The organism is Limnochordia bacterium (genome assembly GCA_023230925.1).
In the GTDB taxonomy this organism is placed as follows: Bacteria; Bacillota; Limnochordia; order DUMW01; family DUMW01; genus JALNWK01.
The window spans coordinates 12,614-28,370 of sequence record JALNWK010000038.1 but is presented as its reverse complement, the minus strand read 5'-3'; the positions used below and the strand labels follow the sequence as shown (position 1 = coordinate 28,370).

16 protein-coding genes are annotated in these 15,757 nt (G+C 49.8%); 15 read left to right on the top strand and 1 reads right to left on the bottom strand.

The genetic code is table 11. The features are described 5' to 3' along the window. The first annotated feature begins 113 nt into the window (after positions 1–113). From M0Q40_09275 to M0Q40_09235, 9 genes are all read left to right on the top strand, one after another. The gene (locus M0Q40_09275) at positions 114–593 is read left to right on the top strand and encodes a UPF0236 family protein (GenBank protein MCK9222791.1); all 480 of its coding nucleotides are present in this window, start codon (positions 114–116) and stop codon (positions 591–593) included. A gap of 272 nt (positions 594–865) precedes the next feature. Continuing rightward, on the top strand, positions 866–1,225 hold the full coding sequence (gene aroH, locus M0Q40_09270) for a chorismate mutase (protein ID MCK9222790.1): 360 nt from the start codon (positions 866–868) through the stop codon (positions 1,223–1,225). 50 nt (positions 1,226–1,275) lie between these two features. Next, complete coding sequence (hisC, locus tag M0Q40_09265; protein ID MCK9222789.1) at positions 1,276–2,367, top strand: histidinol-phosphate transaminase; 1,092 nt, start codon at positions 1,276–1,278, stop codon at positions 2,365–2,367. A 29-nt stretch (positions 2,368–2,396) separates the two neighbouring features. Then, positions 2,397–3,410, top strand: coding sequence for a 3-deoxy-7-phosphoheptulonate synthase (aroF, locus tag M0Q40_09260; protein MCK9222788.1), 1,014 nt, complete (start codon positions 2,397–2,399; stop codon positions 3,408–3,410). A gap of 11 nt (positions 3,411–3,421) precedes the next feature. After that, on the top strand, positions 3,422–4,513 hold the full coding sequence (locus tag M0Q40_09255; GenBank protein ID MCK9222787.1) for a prephenate dehydrogenase: 1,092 nt from the start codon (positions 3,422–3,424) through the stop codon (positions 4,511–4,513). 166 nt (positions 4,514–4,679) lie between these two features. Further along, on the top strand, positions 4,680–5,960 hold the full coding sequence (gene aroA, locus M0Q40_09250; protein ID MCK9222786.1) for a 3-phosphoshikimate 1-carboxyvinyltransferase: 1,281 nt from the start codon (positions 4,680–4,682) through the stop codon (positions 5,958–5,960). Positions 5,961–6,052: 92 nt separating this feature from the next. Further along, the gene (gene cmk, locus M0Q40_09245) at positions 6,053–6,730 is read left to right on the top strand and encodes a (d)CMP kinase (protein MCK9222785.1); all 678 of its coding nucleotides are present in this window, start codon (positions 6,053–6,055) and stop codon (positions 6,728–6,730) included. Continuing rightward, positions 6,715–7,317, top strand: coding sequence for a 1-acyl-sn-glycerol-3-phosphate acyltransferase (locus M0Q40_09240; GenBank protein MCK9222784.1), 603 nt, complete (start codon positions 6,715–6,717; stop codon positions 7,315–7,317). Before cmk ends, M0Q40_09240 begins: the two co-directional genes overlap by 16 nt. A 54-nt stretch (positions 7,318–7,371) precedes the next feature. Beyond that, positions 7,372–9,453, top strand: coding sequence for a bifunctional 4-hydroxy-3-methylbut-2-enyl diphosphate reductase/30S ribosomal protein S1 (locus M0Q40_09235; protein MCK9222783.1), 2,082 nt, complete (start codon positions 7,372–7,374; stop codon positions 9,451–9,453). Positions 9,454–9,981: 528 nt separating this feature from the next. On the opposite strand, the gene M0Q40_09230 is transcribed toward M0Q40_09235, so the two are convergent. Further along, a complete protein-coding gene (locus M0Q40_09230; protein ID MCK9222782.1) occupies positions 9,982–10,413 on the bottom strand; it encodes an OsmC family protein in 432 nt (143 codons plus the stop codon). Positions 10,414–10,936: 523 nt separating this feature from the next. On the opposite strand from M0Q40_09230, the gene M0Q40_09225 reads away from it, so the two are divergent. The 6 genes from M0Q40_09225 (at position 10,937) to M0Q40_09200 (ending at position 15,746) form a co-directional block, all read left to right on the top strand. Beyond that, positions 10,937–11,638, top strand: a complete 702-nt coding sequence (locus M0Q40_09225; GenBank protein MCK9222781.1) for a DUF1614 domain-containing protein — start codon at positions 10,937–10,939, stop codon at positions 11,636–11,638. Beyond that, positions 11,631–12,779, top strand: coding sequence for a stage II sporulation protein P (locus tag M0Q40_09220; GenBank protein ID MCK9222780.1), 1,149 nt, complete (start codon positions 11,631–11,633; stop codon positions 12,777–12,779). Before M0Q40_09225 ends, M0Q40_09220 begins: the two co-directional genes overlap by 8 nt. Further along, positions 12,760–13,689 (top strand): YIEGIA family protein, encoded by a 930-nt coding sequence (locus tag M0Q40_09215; protein ID MCK9222779.1) that lies wholly within the window; start codon positions 12,760–12,762, stop codon positions 13,687–13,689. Before M0Q40_09220 ends, M0Q40_09215 begins: the two co-directional genes overlap by 20 nt. 15 nt (positions 13,690–13,704) lie before the next feature. Further along, positions 13,705–13,902, top strand: a complete 198-nt coding sequence (locus M0Q40_09210) for a hypothetical protein (GenBank protein ID MCK9222778.1) — start codon at positions 13,705–13,707, stop codon at positions 13,900–13,902. A gap of 18 nt (positions 13,903–13,920) precedes the next feature. After that, positions 13,921–14,376, top strand: a complete 456-nt coding sequence (locus tag M0Q40_09205; protein ID MCK9222777.1) for a DUF3189 family protein — start codon at positions 13,921–13,923, stop codon at positions 14,374–14,376. Positions 14,377–14,444: 68 nt separating this feature from the next. Continuing rightward, on the top strand, positions 14,445–15,746 hold the full coding sequence (locus tag M0Q40_09200) for a DUF512 domain-containing protein (GenBank protein ID MCK9222776.1): 1,302 nt from the start codon (positions 14,445–14,447) through the stop codon (positions 15,744–15,746). Positions 15,747–15,757 lie beyond the last annotated feature (11 nt).

Below are 15,757 nucleotides of genomic sequence, written 5' to 3'. Positions count from 1 at the left end.
CTTGAAATCATCTGAGTAACGCTTTCTTGTCACGGTTAATCACTCCCACTAAAGTAATCTTAGCACAAACATAGCTTATGTCCAAATCCTTTAGGGGGCTAGATAGGTACCACATGAAACGTGACCTAAGAAGGATATTTACTGATTCCAAGGTTCTTCCGAAGGTCGAGGAAGCCCTTGATTCGGATGACGTAACCGGTGCTACCTTCTTGGCAGAGCTGGCCCAAGCGAAGTTAGAGCTCACGGACCCTGACAAAGCTGGAGACTATCAGCGCTTGCTCAACGATTTGAGCCAAATAGCTGATGCTACGGTAGACTACAGAAAGCGTCTAGAAGCCCGTGGGATATCCGTAGACGGCCTACGAGGACTTGGCGCGGTAAAGCCCCAGATATTTTGTTTTGCTCGGCGTGTTAAGGGTAAACGAAGCTGGAGCCGGGAAAGACTTGGCGCGATGATGGAGCGGTTGTGTTGGCGTAATACCGAACGCCTACAGGAAGTAACTGACAATGTTATTAAGTTCATGCGCAAGATAGATTTCAACCTAGGTTCACTAAAAGAGATAGCTAAGAAAGGGGCGGAAAGTAGTACGTAAGAATGTCTATGTACCTCGGACAGCCGGTATACCCATTGCCCATGATAGGAAGGACATCATCGGGGGGTATGTCGAACCTAATGTACAGACTCAACGAAGGTGGTATGCTTAGCAGCTGTTGAACCTACAGAAATTGGAGATGGAGCCAGTACCCGTGAATCGTTGACTCATACGTGGTCTCGCGTCTGCTTTACAAAGTGTAGCTGGTATGTTACGATATTAAGAAAAATTGCCGGAAAAGACGGTTTTAGGTCAGAAAAAGGACGGATAACATGTATGTGCGAGGGATCAGGGGTGCGATAACGGCAGAGGATAACACCGAAGAAGCTATTTTCGTCGCCACCACGGAGTTACTACAACGGGTAATTGGAGCAAATGAGCTTGTGACAGAAGACATTAGTAGCATAATCTTTACGGTGACTGGGGATCTGGATGCAGCCTTTCCCGCTGCTGCTGCCCGTAAGCTCGGTCTTGTACATGTTCCTCTGGTTTGTACCCAAGAGATTCCGGTGCCCCAAAGCCTACAACGGTGCATACGACTGTTAATGCATGTGATGACAGACAAGAAACAAGATGAAATCGTACATATTTACCTTAAGGGAGCAAGATGTCTCCGTCCGGATCTGGTATAGTATGTATAAGTAAATAATAAGGAGAGAAGGCGTCCTCTTTACGCCGAAAGATGATGACGTACCCCCAAACTAGAACATGTATTGAGCGAATTACACCCTACGTACCCGGAAAGCCCATTGATGAGGTAAAACGGGAATTTGGTATCAGTGACGTTATTAAGCTTGCCTCTAACGAGAACCCCCTTGGACCATCGCCTGCGGCATGCAAAGCTATGGCAAATGCGGCTGCGAACATGGCCATCTACCCCGATGGTGCTTGTTTTGCCCTGAAGGAGAAGTTGGCTGCTCACCTTGGTGTACCTGCTGGCTCTTTAGTCATTGGTAATGGTTCCGACGAGGTGATCAAGTTGATTGCAGAGGCATTTCTAGATAGTGGTGATGAGGGAGTCTATGCGGATCCATCCTTCAGTGAGTACCCCTATGTTTTGCGCTTGATGGGCGCGAAGGAGTGTGTGATACCCTTAGTGGATTTCACCCATGATCTTGACGCCATGGCAGATGCGGTGGGGGATGCAACGAAGATCGTGTTTGTCTGTAATCCCAATAACCCTACGGGAACCATTGTTGATGGTCCCAGCCTGCAAGCATTTGTTGATAAGATCCCCCAGGATGTTTTGATTATCCTCGACGAAGCATACTACGAGTATGTTGATGATCCTAGCTATCCCCAGACCCTTGCCTGGGCACTGGAAAGACCAAATATTGTGGTGCTACGGACCTTCTCCAAGGTTTATGGTCTTGCGGGGTTGCGGGTGGGCTATGGAGTAGCTAATCCTAAGCTTGCGGCATGGATTAACCGTGTAAAAGAGCCCTTTAATGTGAATGCCATGGGCCAGATCGCGGCCATAGCCGCCCTAGAGGATCAGGACCATGTACAAAGAAGCATCGAGGTCAACCGACAGGGAAAAGGGTACCTATATGATGAGTTCAAAAAGCTGGGTCTAAAATATGTGCCCACCCAGGCTAACTTTATTTATGTTGATCTTGCTCGACCCTGTGATGCGGTGTTTAAGGGGTTACTTAAGCAGGGCGTGATTATTCGTAAAGGAGATGCCTTTGGTCAGCCGACCTTTATTCGGGTTACCATCGGCACCCAAGAGCAGAATCAAAGATTCATTGGTGCTCTAGAAGCAGTCCTATAAGTTGACAAAGACTAAATGAGGTGACGGCCATGATTATTGTCATGGAACCGAAGGCGGATTCTACGCAATTAAATCGGGTAATTGAACGACTAAAGGAATTAGGTTTCGAAGCCCATCTATCCCAGGGTGTTGAAAGAACGATTATTGGAGCCGTGGGGGATAAGACTAAGATCAATTTGCAGTTTCTGGAAGCTTTACCCGGGGTGGAGAAGGTTGTACCCATCCTACAGCCCTTCAAGTTGGCTAGCAAGGAGTTTCTGCACCACAAGTCCGAGGTTTCTGTGGGGGATGTGGTCTTCGGTGGTAAGAAGTTGGTGATGATCGCCGGACCCTGTGCCGTGGAAAGTGAAGAGCAGATTATTGAGGCGGCTCAAATGGTCAAGGCCGGCGGAGCTTCTATGCTGCGGGGCGGCGCCTTCAAACCGAGGACATCACCCTATTCTTTTCAAGGTCTAGAGGAAGAAGGGTTGAAGCTTCTAGCCGAAGCCAGAGCGGAAACGGGCCTACCGGTTATTTCTGAGGTGGTCAATCCCCGGGATGTGGAATTAGTCAGCCAGTATGTGGACATGCTTCAGATCGGCGCACGGAACATGCAGAACTTTACTTTGCTTCGGGAAGTGGGTTTGGCCGAGAAACCGGTGTTACTTAAAAGAGGTATGTCTGCAACCATAGAGGAATGGCTGATGGCCGCGGAGTATATTATCTCCGCAGGCAACTTTAACGTGGTTTTGTGCGAGAGGGGCATTCGTACCTTTGAGACGGCAACCCGTAACACTTTGGACCTAAGTGCTGTGCCCTTGATTCGGGAGCTTAGTCATTTGCCGATAATTGTCGATCCCTCCCATGGAACAGGTAAGAAACGTCTGGTAACAGCAATGGCCCGAGCCGGAATTGCAGCTGGAGCCGATGGGATTATGGTTGAGGTACATCCGAAACCGGAGAAGGCCCTGTCCGATGGTCCCCAATCCCTACGGCCCGAGGAGTTTAGCGAACTGATCCGGGAAGTAACAAAAGTGGCCGTTGCTCTGGACCGGATCATGTAGGACGTGGATGAATGCGTAGAATTTCCATTGTAGGCCTGGGACTTATTGGTGGGTCCTTGGGATTGGCCTTAAGGTGCCGAACCGAGGATGTTTATGTTGTGGGCTTTGATACATCGCCGGAAACTTGTAGCGATGCATTAAACCTAGGAGCAGTTGATCAGATCGCCTCTTCTATTGAAGAGGCTTTCTCTGGGTCTGAACTAGTTTTTCTAGCCACGCCGATCAGGGGGATTATTGATTACCTGCACGATGCAGCAAGGTTCTGTAAGCCGGGCTGCATTGTTACGGATATGGGAAGTACGAAAACACTGATAATGCAAAAAGCCGCGGAGATCCTACCCGGGGAGGTCGTTTTTATTGGAGGCCATCCCATGGCCGGCAAGGAACGAAGCGGCATTTTCGCGGCAAGCCCTCATTTATTTGAAAATGCAGCCTATGTCCTCACCCCACCGGATTCCGGTCACGGGACGGAGCTTAGTACCCTTCGATCCGTAATTGAGATCATCGGAGCCTTCCCCGTTTTGCTAAGTCCCGATGAGCATGATCTAATCGTTGCAGCCGTAAGCCATCTTCCCCACATCTGTGCCGTTGCCCTGGCTAATACTGTGGGCAACCTCGCGCCGCAGTATCCGGATCTGTTAGCCCTGGCTGCCGGTGGTTTCCGGGATACAACCCGGGTGGCATCCGGTGATCCAAGGCTGTGGTGTCAGATCCTAGAGACTAACCGGGGCCACATTAACTCGATGATTGAAGAGTTTAAAGGGGTCTTATCTGATCTACAAAGGGCCCTGCAAACAGATTCGGCCGCCTTGTACCAAGGGCTCTGCAGTGCAAAGGGGCTCCGGGATGAACTACCCAAATACAGTAGGCGTCTTACCAATTACTATGAGCTATCGGCGCAGGTAGCAGATGAACCTGGTACCATTGGCCAGATTGCCGGTGTCCTCGCCCAGGCCGGCGTAAATATTAGTGATATTGAGATCATGCGAGCCAGGGAGGGTGAAGCAGGGGTCCTAAGGTTAGGGTTCAATGATGAGAAGCAGGTAGATCAGGCCCTTAAGGTTCTAAGGACCAATGGCTATGTGGTAAAAAGGCGGTCATAGCCCGATTATTTTATCGGTAGCTGATGGTTCGAAAAGTCTAAGGCTGGCAATGAAGGGAGGAAGCCGGTGCGTGCTTATGGTGCCCATGGGCAAATAGAACAGCACGATCCCGGCAAATGTCTTGCTTTTAGTAAACCGAGCAAAATCGATGGTGGGACAATGTCAGGTGCCGGGAGATAAGTCCATCTCCCACCGAGCTCTAATCCTAGGATCAGTTGCCCAAGGGACCACCCACATCCAAGGCTTGTTGGAAAGTGATGACTGCCTCAACACAGCCAAATGTCTGGGGTTAATGGGCAGTGATCTTAAACGAATCGGTCCCGGGGAATATATAATACATAGTGCTGGATTAAGTCAAATTGGAGAGGCCAGCGATATTTTGGATGCGGGGAATTCGGGGACAACCCTCAGGCTCTTGCTGGGATTGGTCAGCTCTCGCCCCCACTTTTATGTTCTAAGCGGAGATGCATCATTGCGGCAAAGGCCTATGGAACGGGTGGTAAAACCCTTACGACAGATGGGAGCGAGGATCCTTGGAAGGCAGGGAGCAAGCCTGGCACCCTTGGCTGTTACCGGCGGTGGACTTGTGGCAGAGAGTCTTAAGAGCTCTGTGGCAAGTGCCCAGGTTAAATCGGCAATCCTCTTGGCGGGTCTGGGGACTGTGGGTGTAACCAGCATCACCGAGCCATCTTTGTCCCGGGATCATACAGAACGGATGTTGGCTTACTTAGGGTGTCCCGTGATGCGAAGGGGGAATACTATAAGCATAGAAGGACCAGGGGAACTAGAAGGGAGGGAAATAGTGGTGCCTGGTGACTTTTCCTCGGCTGCGTTCTTACTGACAGCAGCTGTACTGCTTCCTCACAGTAAGGTCACGATTAAGGACGTCAACCTGAATCCCACAAGGACCGGTTTCTTAGAGGTACTAAGCCGGATGGGGGCAGCGGTGGAGATTGACAATGTTAGGGAAGTATGCGGGGAACCCGTTGGGGATCTGACCGCAAGTACAAGTAACCTCTACGGTTGCATGATTGATGGTGAGCTGATCCCAAGGGTAATCGATGAGCTGCCTTTGGTGGCCCTTTTGGGCAGCCAGGCTAAGGGCGAGACAAAAGTGGTGGATGCCGCTGAGCTGCGGGTGAAAGAATCGGACCGGATTAGTACTACTGCTACGGAGTTGGGCAAACTCGGGGTAGTGGTGGATACCTTTGCCGATGGGTTTTCCGTGCAAGGGGGCCAAATCATTCGGGGAGGTAGTTGCTCTAGCTGTGATGATCATCGGATTGCCATGATGTTAGTTGTCGCGGGTTTGCTCGGTGAGGAAGAGGTGGCCATTTGCGATCCTGGATGCATTAGAGTATCCTTCCCGGGGTACGGTAACCTGCTCAATGAGCTGTGTTTTCCCGAGCATGCTAACCGGTGCATTGATTATATTGAAAGTTTTTAGGTGCCATTAAGAGGAATATTCGGTTTTGGCTAGAATATATCTACTTGAGGCCAGTACACAAAATCGTGATAAACGGAAAAAGGTTGCGAGTAATGGTTGAAAAGTTGTCGATAGCGATTGATGGTCCAGCCGGAGCAGGAAAAAGCACGGTGGCCAGATTAGTAGCCGAACGATTGGGTTACCAATATATCAATACAGGTGCGATGTATCGGGCTTTTGCGTTAAAAGCTCAAGAGAGTGGATGCAGTTTGTTTAATCCTTCAGATATTTATGCTCTTCTTCAAACGACCTCCATCGACCTTAAAGGCGATCAAGTATACTTAGATGGTGTTGACGTATCTGAAAAAATCCGTAGTTCTACAATTGGTGCCCTAGCATCGGATGTTTCTGTATTACCCGAGGTTAGAGAACAGATGGTTCTGTGGCAACGTGCATTGGCAAAAAACAAGGGTGTGGTTATGGATGGTCGGGATATCGGTACTGTTGTATTACCCGATGCCGACGTTAAGGTGTTTCTTACGGCAAGTCTTGCTGAACGGACGAGACGAAGATTTGAGGAGCTACGGGCTCGAGGCTTTGAGGTGAAATGGGAAGATATTTCATCGGAGATTGCCCACCGGGATGAGCAGGATACGAAACGAGCGTTAGCGCCTTTAAAGAAAGCGTCCGATGCCTTTGTTTTGGACTCCACGGAACTTGATATATCTGATGTGGTGAATATGATTGTAGATTTGTGTAAGAGGAGATTTATATCTTGCTGTACGGAATAGTCAAGTGGATTGCCTGGGTCATTTTGAAAATATTCTTCTGGTTTAGAATTGAAGGACAGGAAAACGTGCCTAAGGACGGCCGGTTGGTTGTGGCTGGGAATCATGTTAGTTATCTTGATCCCGCCGTTATTGGTGCGGGCATGCCCAGAAGGGTCTACTTTATGGCCAAGGCCGAGTTATTCACGATTCCAGTTTTGGGGGCTCTTATCCGAGGACTAGGTGCTTTTCCTGTGCAACGGGGTGGGGCAGATAGAAAAGCCTTGGGACGTGCTTTGCAGGTTCTCCAAGAGGAGAAGGTCTTAGGCATTTTTCCCGAAGGTACCCGGGCGGAAGAGGGGGAAAGGCTACCGGGACAAAGTGGCGCAGCTGCTTTGGCTCTAAAAACCGGGGCGAATATTCTGCCCGTTGCTGTTGTTGGCACCGAAAAGGTGCTGAGCAAGAGGCATTTCTTCCGGTTTAGTCGCGTCACCCTGAAGATCGGTACAGTGATCCCTGTTGAAAAAGAGACCAAGCTTCATAAGGATAATGTAATGGAATTGACAACAAAGGTGATGGAAAACATCGAAAATTTGTTGGAAGAACGGTGATTACCGTGGAATGAGCCTAGTCAAAAGAGTAACCGTAAAGGAGGGAAGTAACTGATGGAGATCCTGCTAGCAGAGAAAGCCGGGTTTTGCTTTGGGGTAAAAAGAGCCTTTGAATTAACCCAAGAGGCCGCCAGCACTAATCATGCTGGACCAATCAGTGTCCTGGGACCGTTAATCCACAATCCCCAAGCTATTGAAATGCTTGAGAAACTCGGTGTAACTACTGTAATGGATCTTGATCATGTTTCGGAAGGAACTTTGATTATCCGGTGCCATGGTGTTGCGCCTAACCTCATTGAGCAAGCCAAGGACAAGGGATTAGCGGTTATCGATGCCACCTGTCCTTTTGTACGGCGGGCGATTAGACTTGCCGACACGCTTTCAACAGAGAGATACCAGGTGGTGATTGTAGGTGATCCTGATCACCCTGAGGTCATAGCGATTAACGGGGCAACGAAGAACCAGGCTACGATCGTCAAGGAACCCGGGGATGTAGGGAAAATGGAAGTGCACAGGCATGTGGGTATCTTAGCTCAGACGACCCAAACCTTACAAAACCTACAGGCGTGTGTGGCTGAGTTGTTAAAAAGGTCCCAGGAAGTAAGGGTTTACAATACAATCTGCACTGCCACAAGTGAAAGACAGGCCGCCGCACTAAGTTTAGCTCAGCAAGTGGATGTAATGCTGGTGGTCGGTGGACGAAATAGTGCAAATACAAGACGATTGGTGGAAATCTGCAAGGATGTGAACACCGTGGTTTACCACATTGAAATCGCCGAAGAGATCGAATCCGGTTGGTTTGAGAATGTGGACAAAGTGGGAATAACCGCAGGTGCTTCAACGCCTTCGTGGATAATTGAGGGGGTACTAGACAGAATGAGTGAACTAAACAAGGAACTGGACACATTGCAGGAAGAGAATGCGCAAGTTGAGGAAACAGAGAAACAGGAAGAGACCACTGAAGCTCCCCAAGAGGAGAAACAAGAGGCACCGGTTGAGCAACAACTAGCCGACTATGAGAGCAGTTTTGTTGATCTCCAAGCTGGGGAGATCATTGAAGGTCGGGTTGAAGAGGTCGGCCCCGATGAGGTTATGGTGGACATCAGTTACAAATTCGAGGGGACGATTCCAACCAAGGAAGTGGGACCTGGCAAACTGGAGAAAGGGGATCAAATCCACGTTTATGTGGCGAAGGTCGAGGATGATACAGTAATCCTATCCAAGCGCCGGGCTGATCGGGAATTGGCCTGGTCTAAACTCCAAGATGCCTATGAAACGGGGCAAACCATTGAGGCCGTGGTAAAGGAGCGGGTAAAAGGCGGTCTGCTGGTGGATGTTGGTGTACGTGGTTTTATCCCGGCTTCCCATGTAGATATGGGCTATGTGGATGATCTCGATAAGTACGTGAAAGAGAACGCGAAATTCACGTTGAAGGTCATCGAACTGGACCGGGCCAAGAATAACGTTGTACTTTCTCGCAAACAAGTACTGGAAGAGGAGTATGAGAAGGCGAAGGAAACGATCTACGAAGAACTTAATGAGGGTGATATCGTACAGGGCGTGGTACGACGACTCACTGATTTCGGTGCCTTTGTGGATATTGGCAACGGTGTGGAAGGTCTCCTTCATGTATCGGAAATGTCCTGGGGTCGAGTCCGACATCCAAAGGATGTTGTTGCCGTAGACGACACCATTGACGTGATGATCTTGAAGCTAGAACCGGAGAGGGAGCGGATCTCTTTGGGACTGAAGCAGACCAAGCCCGATCCTTGGACGAACATTGGTGGTCGCTACAGTGTTGATCAGATTGTGCAAGGTGAGATCACTCGGATCGTGGATTTTGGTGCTTTTGTCCAGCTTGAGGATGGAGTTGAAGGCTTGGTGCATATTTCCCAGCTTGCAGACTATCATGTGACTAGGCCAGAAGATGTAGTCACCACCGGTGAAAAGGTGAAGGTAAAAATCCTGAATATCGATGAAGGTGCTCACCGGATTGGGCTAAGCTTGCGGGATGCCCAGGAAAACACCAAGAAACAACAGGAAGAGATCTATCAAGAGCAGACCGATAACGGTAATGTGAAGATTGGCGATGTGGTTGGCGATCTGAGTAGTCTGTTTAACCAGTCTGAGGAATAAAGCTAGGTCTGTAAGGGTGAGGGGCTATGTGCGCGAAGCACATTGCCCCTTTTTAAACTTGTTACTAACAGGTTGTCCTTTGGTTGGTCTTTACAAAACAGAGCACCGACCTGAAGGTAATCTGCAACTGCAGCATAATTGTTAGTGGTCATGCAACTCTTATGTGTTTTAACCAAACATCTAAGGCTTCGGCAATCTGCAATCGGTGGAGGGAGTTCCCTGCCGAATATGCCCTTCCTAATGGAGCTACGATTCATAGTCTGCCTGATAACCGTCATGTCTTGTTCTCAGGCTTGTCTCACAGACTACCGGGAAAGCAGATGAGGTAATCTATATCTGCGGACAGGTACCTACCTTCGGTATTTTGCTGGTCGGTAGGCTATTCATGAGGTTCCAGACAGTCCATCGGTTTTGGATGAACTGTCTGGGTTGATCATGTACCTACAAAACGCGGTCTATCGGAGGCGTAAGTAAGGTTTGGCTATGCACCCACGCTTGGCGGGAGGAACGCTTGATCAAAGTGGTCCCTTAACCGATGGTGATCTTTACCGGCGTTGGGTTCACGAGATTGTCGCTAACTGGACATCTTGCCTCCACAGTTTTCAGCCATTCTTCTATGGTCTTGGTATCGGCGGTTGTTTGGGGAGTCATCTTAACCCTAATCTCTTGGTAACCAGCTCGTTCCTTAGCGGACTTGCCCATGAATTTTGCTGGGTTTAGATCCCCTTCCAACTCGAAGTCTATCCCAGTAAGGGGCATGTCCATTTCCTTGGCAACGACATGACCGACGACATTTAGGCATCCAGCCAAAGCAGCTAGGACATATTCAACGGGGGTGGCCCCATCGTCTGTGCCGCCTTGATTTTTGGGCTCATCAACAATGATCTGGAAGTTTCGTGCGCTAACGATGGTCTTGGTGGGATTGGCACTGCTCGCTTTGACGCTAAACTTTAGTTTCAGTTTTGTCACTCTCCTTAACATGAATCCAGAGATTAGTGTTAGTGTGCTGTTACCAAACTATACTATAATGCGGTGGGAAAGGTAACTGCAGGCTTACGTGGGGATGCCAGGACCTAAACCGCGGAGTTACTGGTGCTTAAGGTGTCCCCCTCCCAAGCAAGCCGGTGCCTGCAGCCTAACGAAGGGAAACTCATGTTACCACATCCCTTTCAATGTGTGAGTATGAAAATTATACCTAAAGCTAGGAAGGAGTGCAAGTATCAAGGGAAATGAATGCCGGCCTAGTCCTTATGGTCCGTGGCCTCTTGTATGCGAGATTGGATCTGCCCCATGGTGTTGATTAGGCAGCAGCATCGGACGGTTGGGGTGCATGCAGGTAGTAAAGTTGGGTTCCCGTGAATGTGTGGAGTTTCTCCACTACTAGGCTCGGAATAGGCATTTATGACATTGACCAAGTCCTGGCTGTATAATCCCGAAATACCAAGGATATTCTAAGGGGTAGAAAAGCAACGCGAGGGATGTGATGGCCTTGGCCATTGGGCTAATACTTCTGTTTATTGTGGCAGTCCTGATATACTTTGGATTGTTGCATAGGGTACTTGATCGCATGCGTCTAGATGACCGACAAGCCTTGATTATCATCGGTTTAATGGTGGTTGCTAGCTTCATCGATCTCCCGCTTTTCAAAGACCGGTTACAGGTGAGCCTTAACGTGGGTGGTGCCCTAATTCCCCTGATTGTGGCTGTGTACTTACTCGTCACAGCCGATGAACGGGTTGAGTGGGTGCGGGCACTCATTGCCACGGCGGTCACAGCAATTGTGCTGGTGGTTGTCAACAACATCACGGATTTTAATCCGCCCCAGGAAGTATTCATTGATCCCATCTGGCTTTTTGGTATCGTGGCCGGTGTTTCGGGATATCTTGCTGGCCGTTCAAGACGTTCTGCTTTCATTGCGGGCACCCTGGGGATTGTGACCCTTGATGTGATCCACCTGATCCGGGCGGTGGTCGAGGGCATTCCGGCGACGGTAGCCATTGGTGGTGCCGGAGTATTCGATGCCACTGTTCTTGCCGGGTTAATCGCGGTGGGATTGGCCGAGGTTGTGGGTGAGGTCAGAGAGCGCCTCCAGGGTGGCCCAAAACAACGACCGGATACTCCACTGCAGTTGCGGAATGAGGAGTTTGAACGGGAAGTTTCCAAGGAGGATGAAGCTGATGAGTAGGCTTATTGCAGTAATCGTCTCATTTCCTTTGCTGTTTTGCGTGAACTGGGCGGTGGCCTTTTCGCCCCCGAAGGACGAATGCTTTGAGCTTACGGATCACTATTGGCAGATGGTTGACCAAGCAGGCGACGCCCTCACCTTGACAGCGCGCCTTTTGGGCAAAGGCGACCAGTATATTGCCGCAGACAACCGCATGTATGAGGTCATTGATGTAGGTGAGGATGTAGTTCACTGTAAATATATTGAGACAGTGGAGTTACCCGATGTTGGCTCCCTGACCAGTATTGGTGGAACCACTTTTTTTCAGGATGTCTTTGCCGCACTTTCAGGACGTTGGGCGGTCAATATGGGAACTAGTGGTCCCATCGCCCTCTACCATACCCATAGTGATGAATCCTTTGTGCCCACTAGCGGAATTGAGTCAAAGGACGTGGGGGATATCTACGAAGTGGGTAGGACCTTTCGTGATGAGTTTCAAAGCATGGGCTATAAAGCACTTTGGTCCCAGAATAATCACAATCCCCATGACGGCGGAGCCTATATGCGTTCCCGGCGGACCGCGATGCAGTTGATGAAATCCGCTCCTTCAACCCTGATTGATGTGCACCGGGATGCTCTTCCCCCTGAATTTTACGCCACGGAAGTTGAAGGTATGCCGGCCAGTAAGGTCAGGATCGTTGTGGGAAGGCAGAATCCCAACATGGCTACTAACCTAGAATACGCCAAAAGGATTAAGGCAGTAGCTGATGATAAGTATCCGGGGATTATCGAAGGTATCTTCATGGCCCAGGGTAATTACAACCAGGATCTGGGTCCAAAGGCCATTCTTCTGGAAATGGGTACCCACACCATTTCCCTGGAAAGGGCGCAGAATGCCGCGAAGTTCTTTTCCGAGGTGATTCCGGTGGCGGCGGGGATTGGGATGGGGACCCAACCCAGTGTGCTTCGCCGGATGGGCAGTGCAGCGTTGGCCACCGCAGTTTTTCTGTTCCTCTTAATGGTGGTGGCGATTGTTGCCTTTACGGCCTTGAACTCCGGTTCGATGGAGGAGTTTAAAGGAAAGGTCAGCCAAATTTTCCGGGGGGACTTCAGTGCCGTAGTTGAGGATGCGGGATCACTTCTTGGCCAGAGACGGGATTAGCTCTATGGATTACCTGATCTGTGTTCCTTTGGGTACGCTGATGGGTACCCTTGCTAGGTTGTATATGCTTCGGATTGATTACAGACAGTATCCAAGTTATCCCCAAGGGTACATTATTCATCTTTCCTTGGGGTTTATCGCGGCCTTTTTAGGTGCTGTGGCCCTGCCGGCCTTGCTCAACCAGGATTTTACCGCGGCCACTTTCTTGGCCTTGGCCGCCACCCAGTTTCGGGAAGTGCGGGATATGGAACGAAAGACTTTGCTGAACCTAGAACCAACAGAGCTCGTTCAGCGGGGTACTGCATACATTGAAGGGATCGCCCGGGTGTTTGAAGCCCGGAACTACTTAGCCATATTCGTAGCGTTGTTGGTTAGTATTGGTTACATGGCGACGGCATCCTTGCATGAGGGTTGGCGGTTTATGGTTGCTGTTGGCATTGGCCTTCTAAGTGCCTACTCACTGAATAAACTCATGCGGGGTAAACACATCGGTGATATAGCCGATATTAAACCGGGAATAATCAGTTTTGATGGGCCCTTACTAAGAGTTGATCACATCGTGATTATGAACATTGGGTTACAGGAATCCAGGCAAAGATATCTAACCCACGGGCAAGGGGTGATCATTTCCCCAAAGGACCCAAATGCCAAGGCCACCTTAGCAAGTCCCGGGCAGATGCAAGCAATTGTACATGATCTATCGGCGGTTTTGGGTCTGCGTTTAGACATCGGGGAACCGGAGTATTTGCCTCTGCCCCGGCGGGACGCGCAAACGGGAGCAATTGGTCTAGCCATGATTCCCTCCAGCCCTAGTATTGAAGCGATGATTGAAGCGGCTAGGCGTGTCCCGGTACTTGAAGCTTCAGTTCGTAAACCCCTTGATGCCAAGGCTGGGCTAATGGTGGACTAGAAACGGGGGATAGTCATGTCAGGAAACGTCCGGGTCACAAAGCAAATCATTGCCATCATCACCTTGCACCCCGAACGTGTGGGTGGTAGTGTCCCCATTTTTCATGCCCGTTCCGCGGCTTCCCTGGAAGAGATGGCTCGTTACATTAGTCGAGTCACCGGGGGCATGGTTCACGAGCTTGAGGAAGGTACCTACTTCATCGTTTTACATTAGGTTTGGGGAGGGCTACATGTGAAGATTGTCTATTGCTGTTTCGGAGGCGCCCACTCATCCCCAGTGGCGGCCGCCATTCATCTCGGTCAGCTAGCCGCCCATCGACTGCCAACACCAGAAGAAATCATGGAGATTCCTCTTTTTGACCGTAATGACGATAAAGGCACCTTGCATTACATAGGAACCGATGAACTTGCCAATGAAGTCTATGTGCTTGGGCGGGGCGGCGGTGCCGAAATTGTGGAAAAGGCCTTAGTTAGCGGCTATAACCTAGGTGGGGGAGCGGCCAAACTCAGACTGGTGGATACACTACGGTGCGTAAACTACCAGATGCGTATCGGCGGATACTTATCCCGCAGGCTTAGACTGATTAGCATTGGCCGTCCGATGGTCTTGAGGGGTACTATTCGTGCTTTTCCTTGTTTGGTAGCTGTCGTTAAGCAAGTTAAGGAGGGGCTTGGAGGCTCATTGTAGTTTGCCATTGAATACACCTTGTGGTATAATTTTCTAGCAAATACCTGATGGTGGTGACCCTTTTAAACTTGGTAGCAAAGATAAAAGATGTAGCAGTGGGTTCTTTGGCCGATGAGCTCGGCTTAGAGCCAAATGATGAGCTTGTGGCGATTAACGGTCACAGGTTACGGGATATCGTCGATTACTACTATTACTCCGATGTCTCTAGCCTTGCTTTGACCGTAGGAAAGCCCGATGGTGAGGTTTGGATCATCGAAACGGAGAAAGAGCCAGATGAGCCATTGGGTATTACCTTCTTCCAAGTCCTGTTTAACCGGGTGAAGTCCTGTGCCAATCAGTGTATGTTTTGCTTTGAAGATCAAATGCCGAAAGGGATGAGGCCATCGCTAAAAGAGAAAGACGATGATTACCGGCTGTCCTTTCTCTACGGAAACTTCATTACCTTGACTAACCTATCGAAAAGCGATTGGCAACGGATATCCGAGCAAAGGCTCACTCCCTTGTATCTATCGGTCCATGCAACTGATCCAAAGGTCCGTGCTAGACTTCTGGGTAACCCTAAGGGGGCCCAAATTCGTGAACAGTTAGATTGGTTAAGGGAGCATCAGATTCAGGTGCACTGCCAGGTTGTGCTGTGTCCGGAGGAAAATGATGGACAAGTGCTTATCTCAACCCTGGAGGACTTGAAGGGCTATTGGCCCAACGTTCTTTCCGTAGCAGTAGTCCCCGTGGGTCTGACTAAGCATCGGGCGGCCCTTCCCTCACTGCGGTCTGTTACACATGATGAGGCTAAGCGACTAATCGCTTGGTTTGCAGAGTTTCAGACGGCGTGCCTAGGGGAGTTTGGCACTAGGTTCGCTTGGTTGTCCGATGAATTCTACTACCTGGCACGGCAAGAGGTACCAAGTTCCGAGGAGTATGAGGACTATCCCCAACTGGAAAACGGAGTGGGCATGGTAGCATCTTTCCTGGAAGAGTTGGCCCAGTGTTCCTGGCCAGGGGGCTTGCGTAGTCCTAGACACGTGACTGCAGCCACGGCAAGCATGGGTGCCTATTTCCTGCGGAGCATGTTTGATGATCTCTCTCGTGTAGAGAATCTACAATTTTGTGTGGAAGTGATCAAAAGTAACTTCTTTGGTCCGTTGGTGACGGCCACGGGTTTGATCACCGGCGCTGATCTGATTGCCTCTTTGAAGGGTAAGGAACTTGGTGACTATTTGGTCCTACCCGCTGTAACTGTGAATCAGGATTTGGTATTCCTAGACGATGTGCATCTAGAGGATGTGGCAAGGGAACTAAATGTGAAAATAAGACTGATCAACGGGGCCCCGGCGATGGCAAAGTTTATTACCGAATTGGCCGAGGGGTAAGGAGGAAGTCC

Excerpts from the sequence above, each read along its gene's own strand:
- M0Q40_09275 (MCK9222791.1), top strand. The coding sequence starts at position 114 with ATGAAACGTGACCTAAGAAGGATATTTACTGATTCCAAGGTTCTTCCG.
- aroH (MCK9222790.1), top strand. The coding sequence starts at position 866 with ATGTATGTGCGAGGGATCAGGGGTGCGATAACGGCAGAGGATAACACC.
- hisC (MCK9222789.1), top strand. The coding sequence starts at position 1,276 with ATGATGACGTACCCCCAAACTAGAACATGTATTGAGCGAATTACACCC.
- aroF (MCK9222788.1), top strand. The coding sequence starts at position 2,397 with ATGATTATTGTCATGGAACCGAAGGCGGATTCTACGCAATTAAATCGG.
- M0Q40_09255 (MCK9222787.1), top strand. The coding sequence starts at position 3,422 with ATGCGTAGAATTTCCATTGTAGGCCTGGGACTTATTGGTGGGTCCTTG.
- cmk (MCK9222785.1), top strand. The coding sequence starts at position 6,053 with ATGGTTGAAAAGTTGTCGATAGCGATTGATGGTCCAGCCGGAGCAGGA.
- M0Q40_09235 (MCK9222783.1), top strand. The coding sequence starts at position 7,372 with ATGGAGATCCTGCTAGCAGAGAAAGCCGGGTTTTGCTTTGGGGTAAAA.
- M0Q40_09225 (MCK9222781.1), top strand. The coding sequence starts at position 10,937 with ATGGCCTTGGCCATTGGGCTAATACTTCTGTTTATTGTGGCAGTCCTG.
- M0Q40_09220 (MCK9222780.1), top strand. The coding sequence starts at position 11,631 with ATGAGTAGGCTTATTGCAGTAATCGTCTCATTTCCTTTGCTGTTTTGC.
- M0Q40_09210 (MCK9222778.1), top strand. The coding sequence starts at position 13,705 with ATGTCAGGAAACGTCCGGGTCACAAAGCAAATCATTGCCATCATCACC.